Below are 13,720 nucleotides of genomic sequence, written 5' to 3'. Positions count from 1 at the left end.
TGAATGAAAATATATAAAAAAGTAAAAAAATAAAATCTAGAAATAATAAGTTAGAAAATATTAACTGTGATAATTCAAGAGACAAAGAATATAATAGATGATCAGATACATTATAGATTTATACAATTAAACAGTTTTTTTAATATTTTATTTAACAAATAATAATAATCACATAATTTATCTGAAATTATCTATATGGTAATATTTTTGACAAACTAACTTAACAAAATCTTTTAGTTAACTAATTGATTTGTAATATATAGAGATTTTTAATTACGATTCATAATCTCATTCCAACATTTTCCGGCAGCCATTGCTCTTTGGCAATCACTACCAATAAAACCAATTTTGCTTTTATCAAAGCATCTTGCAGGCCATCCATTATAATCCATGCAATTTGTAAATTCTCTATCACATTTTCCATTATAACCGAAAGCTGTGCTGCAATTTAAATTTCCATGATTTTGATAACAGGAAATGGAACGTGCAGTAACAGTTTTATTTTCTAAGGAGTGATGAGTAAAGCTTCTTTCTCCTAAATTAAATACATAGGTATTTTCAGTAGTATGATCTTTCATTGCCTTTTCTAATTTTTCGGCTAGCAATATCTGATTTCCTCCAATGCAATTAAAATCTGTTCCCGTAATGTGTTCGGATGCTTTTCTTCCAATCACTCGTATCCAAGAAGTAGTTTTTAAATTTACAAACGCATCTGTAATAAAGCTTCCTCGATTACTTGCTTCATACGTTTTTCCATTATAGTTTACTATAGCATCACTCATCGGGAAATATACTCGAATAAAAGAATAATCTTCAGGATAATAAATTGATTTGTTAATTTCAATTAATTCTTTTTTGTATAGTTCTTGTGCGTTCTTGATTTCTTGTGCTTCATCTTTGTTGAAATAGACCGTTTTAAATCCAATTAATTTAATTGAATCATTATTTGATTCCGGATAAATATACCTTATATAATTTTTTTCGAAAGTAGTAATACTTTCATTCTTATTCGATATTGGGTTGATATCATTGTCGTTATTACAACTATTAATTAATAGTAATCCGCTAATAGTAATAAATAAAGTCTTAAGCAGTTGAAATTTATTTTTCATTTTTTTGTATTTTTTAATTATAAATAAAATATAATAAAGTTAATTTTTAAAGATAACATTTAAATTTATTAAATATATGGCAAAAATGATTGGTTTGTATAATAAATATGATATAATATGTTTTTTTTTTTATAAATATTTTAAAGTTTAAGTAAATTAATTGGTATTAAATTAAAATTATCATAAATATTAAATTTTTAAATGAATATCTATTTAACAACACTTTTCAAATTCAAAATTATATTTAAATATATATTTTATTTATATCTATTGATTAATTATGGGGTTTTGGTAAAACAAAATAAAAATAAATTAATTTTATTAAGTAAGATAATATTTATAAGTAAGAATAGTAATCTTTTTATAAAATAAAATATTGTTTGTCGATCTAATTAATCTTTAAAAAAATATGATGCTAGTTTATTTGGTTGTATGAGAAATAAAATTTTATAGAGTAATTTAATTGACTTTTATTTTAATTTATAAATTTTAAAATTTTTAAATACATTTAAATATGTGATAAACAATGTGTGTTTAAATAAAATATAAATTATAATTATTCTTAGATCTTTTAAGAATATAAAAATAATCAATATACACTTAATAATTTATACATATCCATAAATAATTATAAATAAAATTAAATTTATAAGTAATTATCCGTAAAAAATTTTTAAATAATTAATTATCAATACGTTACAAGTATTGATTGTATTATGGATATAAATATGCTTTTCTAGTAATGGCTTTAATACAGGATAAAAATTATTTAAAATTTAAGACTTTATAAATAAAAACAAATTAATTACACAAAATAAATATTTGTATATATGTAAACATATACTATAAAAAAAATATTAATTTATTTTATATATATAAATATTTTGCTTAAGTTAGCAAATGGTATATACCTTTAATATTATTTGTTGTAATGAACTATAAATTAAAATATTCTTTAAATAAGTTTTTTAAAAAAGTTGATTTCAGAATAGTTTTGATATTTATTGTATTTATTCTGATTGGGTTGTTTATATTATTCTATAAATATTCTAGGTATATAGATTGTGGGCAAGTCGATTTTACTATTGAAGCTGAAAAAAAACAGGTCGGAGAAATAATCGGATTTAAAGATTTAACACCTAATGCTAAAAGTTGGGTGTGGGATTTTGGAGATAATTCTGCGAAAGTATACGACCGATCTCCATTACATAAATATGATAAATCAGGAATGTATATCGTAACCTTGCAGGTTAATGGTTCTTGTACATTTCAAAAAACATTAGAAATAAGGAGTATGGGGAAAATAATAGATTCCATGAAAATTCCTAAAATTATTGCTCCAACGGTAGTTACTGTTGGGCAACCAGTTGAAGTTTATTATAAATATTTAGGGGAGGCTTTTTCATGGGAATGGAGTTTTGGAGAATCTGGACAAATGGACAATACTTCTGAATATCCGGTTTATAGTTATAGTTCGCCAGGTAAAAAAAGATTGACATTAGCAATCAATGGAGATATAACGCATATTGCCAGTAAAGATATATATGTCAAGCCTAGAAAATTAAATGTGTCTAAAATTGATACTCTTAAAAGATATATTCCGGAAAAAGATACCATTGTCTATTATTTGCCTCCAGGTAATCCGCAAAAAGATCCCATGGAAGAATTTTTAAGATATATACCTGCTATACCTATGGAGACTCCGGTAGAAGAGAAAATTTCTAAAATAGAAGAAAACTTAGCTCCTTCCATATCTGAAAATCAGTTTGAATTATTATTAATTGATGTTGCTAAGCAGAATAAAGCTAAGGAAGACTTTGGTAAATATACTTGCGATAACTATGATTTTCCAGTAATTAAAAACGAAAAAGTTATTATACCGTTTTCAGAATTTTGTGATAAAATCCAAAATAAAAAAATAAAAATTGAATCCATACGACTTACCAAAAATAATAGAAACTGCATTGAAGGTTTGACTATAAAATATAAAATTAAAAAAAGACTTATTTGGGTTTATGAATAAATATTCAAATAAATGATTTTAAATATAAAATAAAATATTCACTATATACTTATAATGGAAGCGACATTTACAGAAGAAATTTACTCGGCTTTAGATATAGCTAGAAAATATGCAATGGAAAAGAAAAATGCACATTTTGGTGCGCCACACTTTCTTAAAGCAATTCTTCATAGAGATTTATCTCTTTTAAAAGAATTAGAAGCTATGAAAAAAGATGTTTTTTTTATAGAGGAATGGGCAGATGTGAGGATAGATGATTTTCCACGAGCAAGCAGAAATATAAAACCGGAAGCTGATGATAGTATTGATAAAATTATAAAAGAAGCAGATGAAATAAGAGATATACTAGGTAGAGAAGAGGTAGACTTGTATTGTATAATGGTAGCAATGGCAACTCCAGGTGTGGGTTTCAGCTTTGATCAAATGAAGAGTTTTCCTATTGTTAGAGGAGAATTATTAAACGATATTGGTGATGAAAGTAATTCAAAAATATCAGAAAAAAATAATAGCATAAATGCTTCGATAAAGTACTTATATAAATATTGCAAGGATCTATTAGCTAGAGCTAAAAAAAATCCTAAACAAATTGTGGCCAGAGAAAAAGAGATTAAGGAAATAGTAGAAATTATAAGCCGTTTTTCTAAACCAAATGTTCTTTTGCAAGGCTATCCGGGTGTAGGTAAAACGGTATTAATCGAAGGATTTGTAAACCAAATTGTTCATAAACAAGCACCTGATGAATTGTTAAAAACTAAAGTATATGAATTAGATTTAGGGACATTAATAGCAGGGGCCTCATATAAAGGAGAAATAGAAGATCGCTTAAAAAAGATATTACAAGAATTAAAATCTTTTTCTCAATCAATACTTGTAATAGATGGAATACATGTTCTTTTGGATAAAAACAGTGATAATTCAGGAATTTCCAGCATTTTAAAAAGTGAATTGTCCGGAAATAGTGGACTAACACTTATCGTGACTACAACGGTAGATGAATATACTAAAAAAATTGAAAAAGATGAAGGACTTTCCAGCATGTTTGAAGTGATAAAAGTTGAAGAACCTAATGAAGAACAGGCATTTCGAATATTAAAATCAGCTTTGCCTTCTTATTTAACTCATCATACTATTAAGGTTACGGATGAATCGATTACAGAATCCATAAGGCTATCTCAAAGATATTTAAAAGAAAAAAGCTTACCCGAGTCAGCGTTAAATTTATTAGATCGAACCATGTCTGTAATTAAAACTGCAGGTATTTCTTTTCTGAAAGAAAAAGATGCATTGCAAGATAAGTTGATGAAAATACAAGAGGGAGAAGGAAATAAAAAACTTGAATTAAAATGGTTTTATGAAGATTTAAAAAAGAAGGCTCAATATTTATTGGTTCAAGAAAATTTAATTAGGGATGATATAGAATTATTATCTGAAGATTCTTTATACGAATATTTAAAATCTTTATTAGAAAGATTATCTCAAGTAGCACAATCCAAAAAAGAACATATAGATCCAATTGATCTAGCTGCAGTAGTGGCGCAAAAAACAGGAATTCCATTAGGTAAGCTTCATTCTGAAGAAAAAGATCGGTTACAAAATATGGATGAGATACTAAAAAAAAGAGTAGTAGGACAGAATTATGCCATTGAAGTAATAACAGAAGCAGTTTTAGAATCTCGCTCAGGTTTAAGCAAAGCAGGTCAACCCATAGGATCATTCTTTTTTCTAGGACCCACAGGAACAGGAAAGACAGAATTAGCAAAATCATTAGCAGATTTCCTTTTTCAGGATGAACAGGCGATTATTCGTTTTGATATGTCGGAATTTAAAGAAGAACATTCGGCTGCATTATTATATGGAGCTCCTCCGGGTTATGTAGGATATGAAGAAGGGGGATTATTGGTCAATAAAATCAGACAAAAACCTTATTCTATAGTATTATTTGATGAGATTGAAAAAGCACATTCATCTGTATTTGATGTCTTTTTACAAATTATGGATGAAGGTAAACTTCATGATCGCTTAGGTAAAGAAGGAGATTTTTCCAATGCTTTAATCTTATTTACCTCTAACATCGGGGCACATTTTATTGTGGATTCTGTTAATACAGGTAAAGGGCTGCCCTCTTCTAATCAATTAATGGAAATTATGTCAGGTAATTTTAGACCGGAATTTTTAGGTAGACTTACTGAAATAATTCCTTTTAGTCCTATAACTAAAGATAATGCGATGGGAATATTTGAAATTCACTTGAAAAAAGAATTAATAGATCTAGTTAAAGATTTAAATATCGATCTAAGCTTGTCGCAAAATGCTAAGTCCTTTTTAGTTGATAACGGATTTAATGCAACGTATGGAGCAAGACCTTTAAAAGGAATAATTCGTTCAGCTTTACGAAGACCTATGGCTAAAAAAATAATTTCCGGAGAAATTAAAGAAGGGAATAAGGTTACTGTAGATATGCTGGATGATAAATTACAATGGATAATCAATTAAAATAAATTATTAATTAAAATTTAAATAATATGTTATCAAATTATGGCATTGGAGGAAACGAAGTTCCTTTAGATGCAAATGAAGCAATACTGGAAATTGCACAAAACCGAACTTTAATAGCTCAAAAATTAACAGGTCAAACTCCAATCAGACCTGAAATAATCGAAGGGTTAACAACCGTTGAACAAGTTTTCGAACACTTTAAACCGGAAGTAAAAGTGAATTTTGAAGATGCAGACGGAGTAACTCAATTTGAAGAGCTAAAATTTAAAAATCTTGGGGATTTTGGAATAAAAGGGATTACAGCTCAAAGTAAGTTTTTAACTGATTTACGGGTTGAAAAAGACCAATACCAAAAAATTATTAAACAGCTTAAAACCAATAAAATTTTAAAAGCAGCACTTGAAGATCCGGAAGCCAGAGAAGCTTTAATGGATAGTATAGAAGGGCTTATTAACGAATTAAATCAAAAATAATTATGGCTAAAGAAAATGTAAAAGCGCAAATCCAGCCGGTAGATGTTGCGGTATCAGAACAAGCTAATAAAAAAAATGATATTAAAAGTGGTTTAGATAAATTAGCCAAATTTGGTGGATTTGATTTATTAGAAGCCTCTATAGAAAATGTTCAAAATTTAAATCCGGAACGTAAGGCCAGACGACAAATATTTTTAGGAGATTCCAATAAAGAAAATGAACGCAATGCACTTAAGAAAACGTTAGAACTTTGGCTTAATGTATTGAAGAATAATACCAGTCTTACAGATATGGTGGCACTTAGTGAAGATAAGAGTAAACTTGCCGATAAAACATTAAAAAAGAATTTAGCTAATGCGGTAAGAGAGACTGAAGAGCTAGAAAAGGCCTATCGTACCGTAGCTTTATTTTATAAAAATACAGATCAAGATAAGGTAAAAAATGTTTCAATAATTAATGCAGAACTAGACCAATTAACTGATTTAGATAACACTCGATTTATAGATGCTATACATACAGAATTAGTAGATAATTATGATCGACTGGATTTAAAAAATAATTATGGGTTATTAGTTATACCCGGTTATTTAGGTAGTAATAGAGTGGTTGAAAAATGGGCAAAAATTGCTCATGAAAATAAAGTAATGTTGGTAACAGATTTTGCTCACCTTGATGAACCGGATGATGTAATGGAGATGTTTGATGAAGCATATCTTACTGGTGGAGACATTTATCGTTCCAATGTACTAATGACATGTAATTGGTTAGTAGGTAGAGGAAAATTTGATGAAATTCAAGAAGAAAACGATCTGTACATACCTCCATCCGCTGCATTAGCCGGTAAGATATACGGTACTTTAATGTCGCAAGTTACTGCAGGTAAAAAATTTGGAGGAATTAATGAAATAGAAGGAGTTAAATTCGATCTTAAAAAAAGCGAAATAGCTAATTTAGAGAATATGGGTTTAATACCAATGGTTAATGAATACGGTAAAGTAATGGCTTTCTCAGGTAAAACCTTATTCAATGGAGATAATTTAGGGCTTCAGACCTATTCAGTGGTGAGAGTATTTGACTATGTTACTAAGGTATTAATGGATTTTTTAAATCGTAGAGCATTTGAAAATTTTACAGCAAAAACACGAAAAGAAATTATGAATCAAATTGTACGCTTTTTAGATGGTATTACCGGTCCGGATAAATTAATTGAAAATTTTGAAGTAAGAAGATTCGAACAAGATGCAGTGCAGAAAGATCGAATTTATTTAGATATACATTTAAAACCTTATTTTCCGGCTAAGAACTTTCTTATAAAAATGGATGGACATAAAGGAGATGAAGGAAATGATTGGGATACTGAATATGAACAAAAATAATTGATAGTACCAAGAGAGGGAAATATTTTACCTCTCTTTTTAAAAATTATAATATGAATATAAAAAGCAAAATCTTTAAATTATTTTTTATAAGCGGATGCATCCTCTTTGGATATAATATGTCATATGGACAGTCAAGTTTACCAATGAAAAAAATAACAGAAGACACTTTGCTAACAAAAATAGTTGATTGCAATGCCTTGTTTACACTCAATAATAGAAAAGTTGACTTAATAGGTGGTAAACCTTATATCTATACCGAACCTTATTATGAAAGAGTTTTTAATAATAAAAAAGATTTTGCAGTATTTCAAACGATTAAAAGAAAAGGAAGGCGCCCTCTGTTATTTGTTAAAATTTTTAGATTTAATACCTGTCTTAAAAAAGATGAGATTATGGAATTTATTACAAATAACGGTTATAGATATAGAATAAAAAATAGTTATAAACCAAACTGCGACGGATATTTAATAGGAAAAATAAGGAGAAAAGATATTAAAAATCTAACCAGAAGTGATATAAGCAGTATTAAAATAATAACTTTTGATAGAGATTATGAATTTCATCTCGAATCCGCCGAGGCCGATCAAATAAAAGATGAATTTCAATGCTTGAAAAGTAAACGTTTTAAATTCAAATAAATGCCATTACCTCAATTAGGTTTATCGTTATCTATAACAGATAATCCCGGGTCACCTATGTATTCTGGAAAAGGTGAGAGGGAGAAGATGTCTGATTTTGATTCGGCTATACGACAACATACTATTACAATTGTTATTACTGATGAAAAAGTCAATGAAATTGAACTGAATGTAAGTGATAAAAACTTACATAAAATTATGTTACCTACCTATAAAATGATGGTAACTGATGACAAAACAGAAGAAAAAACTTATTATGAAGTAACTCGTGACTCTTTATTGCTCAATGAATTAAAAATTAATAAAACAGGTGGATTTTCATTTTTAGGATTAAATATTTTAAAAAAAACAGTTTATATGTTACCTGTAGTCGCTTTTGAGCCATTAAAATCCGTTAAAGAAGTATTTGAAGTTTCCAAATACCGTACAAAAAAAGATAATTATTTATATTATACTCTACACAGAAATAATGAAAAAGCACTATTAGTTTCAGGTTTACCTCCGGAAAGCTTTATTAATTCTACAAGCTGTGAACATTTTTTTTATATTGAGGATCACCATCAAGGGCAAAAATTCATAGGAGATATTTCATATAGAGAAAAATTTATAAAAACTATTCCTAAAGTTGAAATACACCTTATTAAACGTCTAAATAATATTAAAGAGTATGAATTAGACAAATCAGGTAAAATAAATAAAATCATTTATTTATAAATAAGAAATTGATATGTATGGAATTTATTATAATATTCCCATAAATTTTCAACATCTCATTGAAAAAAAAGATGTTGAAAAAACAAATTTAGATCAATCAATAGCTAAATATATTAATTTGATTGTAACCTCTTCCTTTGGTGAATGTAAATTCAATGAGATGTTAGGATGTAAAATTTGGGAGATGGATTTTGATTTATTATCAGACACCAATAGTTTAAGAGACAAATTCAAAAATGATATTAAAGATGCTATAATGATGAATGAGAGTAGATTAAATTTATTAGAAGTAGATGTTGCGATTGGCGTAGGTCAGAATCCTTCTTATAATAATTCAATACGATTAAAGAAAAAAGTAACGATGAAAATCGATGGACTGATTAAGAAAACAAATAGACCCTTCAATTTTCAAGGATATTTTTTTATTGGACCCCTTTCACAAATTTAGAAAATGGATACTCAAGAAAAAATAAAAGACAGAATACTTAGAAGGGCTGCCCAAACGTGGGGTTATACGGATAGTGAACTAGAAACATCCTTTGATCCTATAGTTGCTCTGCTATTAGAAGCTTGCGCATCAGAATTAGAAAAAATATCTGCTGAATTAAATAATTCCAGATCACGTATTATTGAAAGATTATTGGAAATAATGTCTCCTGAGATTAATACTGGAATTATACCTGCCAGATCAATTCTTCATTTAGAGCCTATTGAAAATAATTTTACCATATCCTTGGAACATCAATTTAGATGTAAAAAGACAATACAAAATATTTATGACCCGTTACAACCTATTGTTAAAGATATTTATTTTGGAACAACTTTACCCTTTATTTTAACAAAAGCTAAATTAGACTATATCGCTTTTGGCAATTCATTATATTCTTTAAAAAGAACTATTCACAAAGATCCTATTGCAAAAGAAACTAGATTTATGAAACCGGGATACTTATGGTTAGGATTAACTTGTCCGGATGGGATTGATAAACTGGAAAAGCTTATGTTTTTTACGGATGTAAGGAATATATCTCAAAGGGAAATTTTTTATAATTATTTAAAACAAGCAAAATTTTATATTAACAATCAAGAAATACCTTACAAAGAAGGATTTAATGTCGAAAATTATACAATTGATATTGATGCAGTTGTAAATAAGAACTATAATAAAATCAATCAATTGTATACAGATGTAAATAATTTTTATTCAGATAAATTTTTCCATTTTACTCAAGATATTATCATCAAAGATGAAGTATTTAAAGTCCCGGATGAATTAATGGATTTATTTGGTAGCAATGTCACAAAAATTAATGATGCTGAAAATGTAATTTGGATTCAGATTCAATTTCCGGAGGTTGTTATCAATGATGCTTTTGAGAATGTAATGTTTTACATTAATGCGATTCCTGTTATTAATAAAAGATTACTTACTCAAAATCAAACCATTGGTTCTTTTATTAATTATATTCCTTTAGCTTCTGAAGATATATTTTTAGATTTAGACAGCATAAATGATTCGAGAGGTTACCAATATCATATTAAGGAATTTTCGGAAGGAAATTTAGATATAGGAGATGCCACGTTGAGACATACTGGTGTTACTCGATTTGATGAACGGAATGCTTCCGAATTGATACAATATCTGATTGAATTATTAAAAGATGAAAGTGCTTCCTTTACCGTTATTGGTGGCGATTTTATTGACGGGACGATTAAAGAGATCAACAAATCGATTGCAACATTGGAGCAGCACATAAAAGAAAAGAAATTCACAAAATCTAATTTTCCTTATGCCATTATTCGTCCAAAATCTGCAGCTATAAAAAATGATAATGATTTCTTTACTATAAGTTATTGGGTTACAAATGGGGAGGAAGCCAACGATATGAAAGTAGGAACTCATTTGGACGGGATAGGTACTAGTGATTTCAAGCAAGATTCTATCATGCTGATTAATACATCAGTAGGAGGCAAGTCCAGGATGGATACTAAAGGTAAGATTGATTCTTATAGAGAAGCCCTTTTAACTCGAGGAAGAATAGTAACTTTTGCTGATATAAAAACTTTTTGTCAAAACCATTTTAAGTTTACTATTACCGGGGTGGAAATAAGAAAAGGTACCAAAATCGATACTTCCACAAATAAAGGATTTGTCCGAACCATTGATATAATTTTAGAAAGAAATTTAACACCGGACTCTACAATCACTGATTTTGAATGGCAATATTTATGTGATAACATGCTTTATAAATTAGATAAAGTTTCCTCTAATATTTATCCTTATAGATTATTAATAAAATGAAAAAGAATATACTTGCACTATCTGTATTGACGTTTTTTTTGTTCTATGCATGTCAAAATAAGTATTATAATGAAATACCTTATAAGTTCAAATACAATGAAGATGATATAAAATTAAAATTAGGAATCACAACTAATTACCTGCCTATCTTAGATACTTTAGATCAACAATATGAAAAAAATTTAACAGATAGACAAATTTATCTTAAAGAAAAATATTCAATAACCTTAGGTATTAAGCCTGAGGAATTAACCAATTATAAGTTTTATGATTTTATAGATAAATGGATCGGAACACCTTATGCAACTAAAGGTTTTACCATTGATAGTTTGAATATTGCAGCGTTTACAAGTGCTTTGTTTCAATTAACTTATAAGAGAAAAATACCTTCCACCCCTCTGGGAATTTTTAATTCTCCGGAAATTAATCTCTTTACGGGACGAAATTTCCTTAAAGAAGGTGATATTCTCTTTTTTAGATATCAAAAAGATATACCGGTTGGCGATATAGGAATATATTTAAGAAATAATAGAATATTGGTGAGTACCAGGAGTAAAGGTTTAATAATAAGTGATTTTAATTTAGATTACTTTCAACTTAGATATGTCAGTGCCGGAAGACTAATTATTGATAAAGAGACTGAATAAATATGGAAGCTATAGAAACAAATATCCTATCGGATGAAATAAAAAATAGGATAAACAATTTTAAATTTGATCTAAAAGCCGAAGTAATTATTTCAGAAATACTCGAGCAAGTAGATAGTAAAGAACAAAACATTTTAGTAGATCACAAAGGACAATTTAAAAGACCCTTTAGGAAGGATGTTTTAGGGGCGGAAATTGTTAATTATAATTATGACGTAACAGAGTATGTAAAAGTTAATTTATCTAGAGATGGTATTTATGATACTCTTCCCGAAGGAATAACTCACCAACTGGGTGCCGATAAACCCCAAAAAATGGTCTCTGATATGACCAAAGAATATAAAATCCATAAAAAGGAAGAAGAATATGCAAGGAAATTTTTCTTTCCTTTTGAAAATGAATTTTTTCTTAAAGCTATAGAAAGAGAAAATATTGAGAAAGAAATTTTACTGGAACTTAATGGATCTAAACCACTGGATTTCTTTTACGATTTTTGGCATATTGATCGAAAATTGCCCCCCGTATTAGTTTCTAAATTAATTAGAATCTTGCCTTATCTCCATAAAATTGTTGGAAATCTTGATATGACCGTGCATTGCTTAAGCTATTTGTTGGAAGAAGAAGTGGAAATAGCAGAGCAAGGATATAAAGAACAATCCAGTTCTGAGGAAGAAATAAATCTGGGAAATTGCAGACTTGGATTAGATATGATTTCAGGAAGTGCCTATATGGATTACTCATTATACTTAGAATTTAAAATCGGACCGTTACAAAAGACTTCATTTTTAGATTATATACATCAAGGTAAGCTAAAGAAATTTATAGAATTATTTTATGAATATTTTCTACCTATGGAAGTAGATGTAAAAACAACCATATTATTAGAAAAAGAAACAGAAGTTTTTAATTTAACTGAAAATACAATTTTAGGAATAACATCGAGAATATGAAATTTAAAACATATCTTAAGGATTTAATAGATCCTTCAATTATAACAGGAGTATTGATAATATTGGCTGTATCTATAATTGTCTATATTTTTTTTAGCTCAAAAGTAGAAGGGTTCAAACAAAAATATAAAAACAAATTTATAGCATACACCATTATATTAGTTTTAGTAACTGCATTAGTGGTTTTTATAGGTTCTTCGGAAGTTTTTAACAATCAGATATTTAGTATTTTTATTTTTTATCAAGTAGTTTTTTTTGTACTAGGAATTATCCATTGTTTCGTATACAGAAATTACTTTGATAAGTTTGATTCTAAATCTCCCTGGATTGAATTACTTTTTAGTATAACAATGGTGATATACATTCTTATACCATTTCTATTCGTGTATACACTGGTAAAAGGTAATACGTTTGTATATAACATGATGTTTTCATCATTAGTTTTTATCATTCCGACATCTATATTTTTAACTTTTCAAGCATCTATTTCAATTCCTCCGAAAATTTATAAAACTTGGCAATTTCCGGAAGAACATGCCTATCCTGATCCACCGGACAGCGAATATAGAGACATGGTAGTCATTACTTTTATTTTCCATAGAGATCCTAATTCAGATATACGAACGGAATTTAGAGCAAAAGCTCCAATACGTATGGATTTTGGAAGGTTATTTTATCATTTTGTAAATGATTATAACTTAAGAAATCCTGATTCAACTATTAATTTGATGGATATAAACGGTGAAAAACAACATTGGGTATTTTATTTAAAATCTAAATATTTAGGCTTACCAAAATTTATTAAGCCTGATTATCCATTGTATGTAAATTCAATTGAAGAGAATAGTGTCATCATATGTCAACGTACTCCGCCATTAATCAATTCTGAAGAAGAGTTGAAATATAATTTTGATAATGATCAAAATGATGAATATGAAAATATAAATGAAAAAAATAATGATAATTTTTAAAATAAATCTTTCGCT

General features: G+C 28.0%; 12 protein-coding genes. 11 read left to right on the top strand and 1 reads right to left on the bottom strand.

The window, feature by feature from the left end:
• Positions 1 to 269: 269 nt before the first annotated feature.
• A complete protein-coding gene (locus GFV01_RS08655; protein ID WP_160566545.1) occupies positions 270 to 1,112 on the bottom strand; it encodes a hypothetical protein in 843 nt (280 codons plus the stop codon).
• Between the two features lie 931 nt (positions 1,113 to 2,043).
• Between GFV01_RS08655 and GFV01_RS08650 the strand changes: the two genes are divergently transcribed.
• The 11 genes from GFV01_RS08650 to GFV01_RS08600 all read left to right on the top strand — a co-directional run bounded on the left by GFV01_RS08650 (position 2,044) and on the right by GFV01_RS08600 (position 13,705).
• A complete protein-coding gene (locus tag GFV01_RS08650) occupies positions 2,044 to 3,135 on the top strand; it encodes a PKD domain-containing protein (RefSeq protein WP_160566542.1) in 1,092 nt (363 codons plus the stop codon).
• A gap of 54 nt (positions 3,136 to 3,189) precedes the next feature.
• Positions 3,190 to 5,628, top strand: coding sequence for an ATP-dependent Clp protease ATP-binding subunit (locus GFV01_RS08645; protein ID WP_160566539.1), 2,439 nt, complete (start codon positions 3,190 to 3,192; stop codon positions 5,626 to 5,628).
• A gap of 29 nt (positions 5,629 to 5,657) precedes the next feature.
• Entirely contained in the window at positions 5,658 to 6,104 is a 447-nt protein-coding gene (locus GFV01_RS08640; RefSeq protein WP_160566536.1) for a hypothetical protein, read from the top strand.
• A 2-nt stretch (positions 6,105 to 6,106) separates the two neighbouring features.
• Positions 6,107 to 7,480, top strand: coding sequence for a DUF5458 family protein (locus GFV01_RS08635; protein ID WP_160557359.1), 1,374 nt, complete (start codon positions 6,107 to 6,109; stop codon positions 7,478 to 7,480).
• A gap of 146 nt (positions 7,481 to 7,626) precedes the next feature.
• Positions 7,627 to 8,121 carry a hypothetical protein gene (locus GFV01_RS08630; protein ID WP_160566533.1) on the top strand — a complete coding sequence of 165 codons (495 nt, stop codon included), beginning with the start codon at positions 7,627 to 7,629 and terminating at the stop codon, positions 8,119 to 8,121.
• On the top strand, positions 8,122 to 8,835 hold the full coding sequence (locus GFV01_RS08625) for a hypothetical protein (RefSeq protein ID WP_160557357.1): 714 nt from the start codon (positions 8,122 to 8,124) through the stop codon (positions 8,833 to 8,835).
• Positions 8,836 to 8,848: 13 nt separating this feature from the next.
• Positions 8,849 to 9,283, top strand: coding sequence for a GPW/gp25 family protein (locus tag GFV01_RS08620; RefSeq protein WP_160557356.1), 435 nt, complete (start codon positions 8,849 to 8,851; stop codon positions 9,281 to 9,283).
• 3 nt (positions 9,284 to 9,286) lie between these two features.
• Positions 9,287 to 11,137, top strand: a complete 1,851-nt coding sequence (locus tag GFV01_RS08615; protein WP_160566530.1) for a type VI secretion system baseplate subunit TssF — start codon at positions 9,287 to 9,289, stop codon at positions 11,135 to 11,137.
• On the top strand, positions 11,134 to 11,784 hold the full coding sequence (locus tag GFV01_RS08610) for a C40 family peptidase (protein WP_160557354.1): 651 nt from the start codon (positions 11,134 to 11,136) through the stop codon (positions 11,782 to 11,784). Before GFV01_RS08615 ends, GFV01_RS08610 begins: the two co-directional genes overlap by 4 nt.
• A gap of 2 nt (positions 11,785 to 11,786) precedes the next feature.
• Complete coding sequence (locus GFV01_RS08605; RefSeq protein ID WP_160566527.1) at positions 11,787 to 12,734, top strand: type VI secretion system baseplate subunit TssG; 948 nt, start codon at positions 11,787 to 11,789, stop codon at positions 12,732 to 12,734.
• Positions 12,731 to 13,705, top strand: a complete 975-nt coding sequence (locus GFV01_RS08600) for a TssN family type VI secretion system protein (RefSeq protein WP_160557352.1) — start codon at positions 12,731 to 12,733, stop codon at positions 13,703 to 13,705. Before GFV01_RS08605 ends, GFV01_RS08600 begins: the two co-directional genes overlap by 4 nt.
• The last annotated feature ends 15 nt before the right edge of the window (positions 13,706 to 13,720 follow it).

Origin of the sequence: Apibacter sp. B2912 (assembly GCF_009827835.1) — a bacterium.
In the GTDB taxonomy this organism is placed as follows: Bacteria; Bacteroidota; Bacteroidia; order Flavobacteriales; family Weeksellaceae; genus Apibacter.
The sequence above is the reverse complement of the archived record's forward strand: the minus strand, read 5'-3'. Positions and strand labels throughout refer to the sequence as shown.

What these genes read in the sequence shown, in the direction of transcription:
- GFV01_RS08610 (WP_160557354.1), top strand. Translation starts at nt 11,134, where the DNA reads ATGAAAAAGAATATACTTGCACTATCTGTATTGACGTTTTTTTTGTTC.
- GFV01_RS08640 (WP_160566536.1), top strand. Translation starts at nt 5,658, where the DNA reads ATGTTATCAAATTATGGCATTGGAGGAAACGAAGTTCCTTTAGATGCA.
- GFV01_RS08620 (WP_160557356.1), top strand. Translation starts at nt 8,849, where the DNA reads ATGTATGGAATTTATTATAATATTCCCATAAATTTTCAACATCTCATT.
- GFV01_RS08650 (WP_160566542.1), top strand. Translation starts at nt 2,044, where the DNA reads ATGAACTATAAATTAAAATATTCTTTAAATAAGTTTTTTAAAAAAGTT.
- GFV01_RS08655 (WP_160566545.1), bottom strand. Translation starts at nt 1,112, where the DNA reads ATGAAAAATAAATTTCAACTGCTTAAGACTTTATTTATTACTATTAGC.
- GFV01_RS08600 (WP_160557352.1), top strand. Translation starts at nt 12,731, where the DNA reads ATGAAATTTAAAACATATCTTAAGGATTTAATAGATCCTTCAATTATA.
- GFV01_RS08625 (WP_160557357.1), top strand. Translation starts at nt 8,122, where the DNA reads ATGCCATTACCTCAATTAGGTTTATCGTTATCTATAACAGATAATCCC.
- GFV01_RS08630 (WP_160566533.1), top strand. Translation starts at nt 7,627, where the DNA reads ATGAAAAAAATAACAGAAGACACTTTGCTAACAAAAATAGTTGATTGC.
- GFV01_RS08605 (WP_160566527.1), top strand. Translation starts at nt 11,787, where the DNA reads ATGGAAGCTATAGAAACAAATATCCTATCGGATGAAATAAAAAATAGG.
- GFV01_RS08645 (WP_160566539.1), top strand. Translation starts at nt 3,190, where the DNA reads ATGGAAGCGACATTTACAGAAGAAATTTACTCGGCTTTAGATATAGCT.
- GFV01_RS08615 (WP_160566530.1), top strand. Translation starts at nt 9,287, where the DNA reads ATGGATACTCAAGAAAAAATAAAAGACAGAATACTTAGAAGGGCTGCC.
- GFV01_RS08635 (WP_160557359.1), top strand. Translation starts at nt 6,107, where the DNA reads ATGGCTAAAGAAAATGTAAAAGCGCAAATCCAGCCGGTAGATGTTGCG.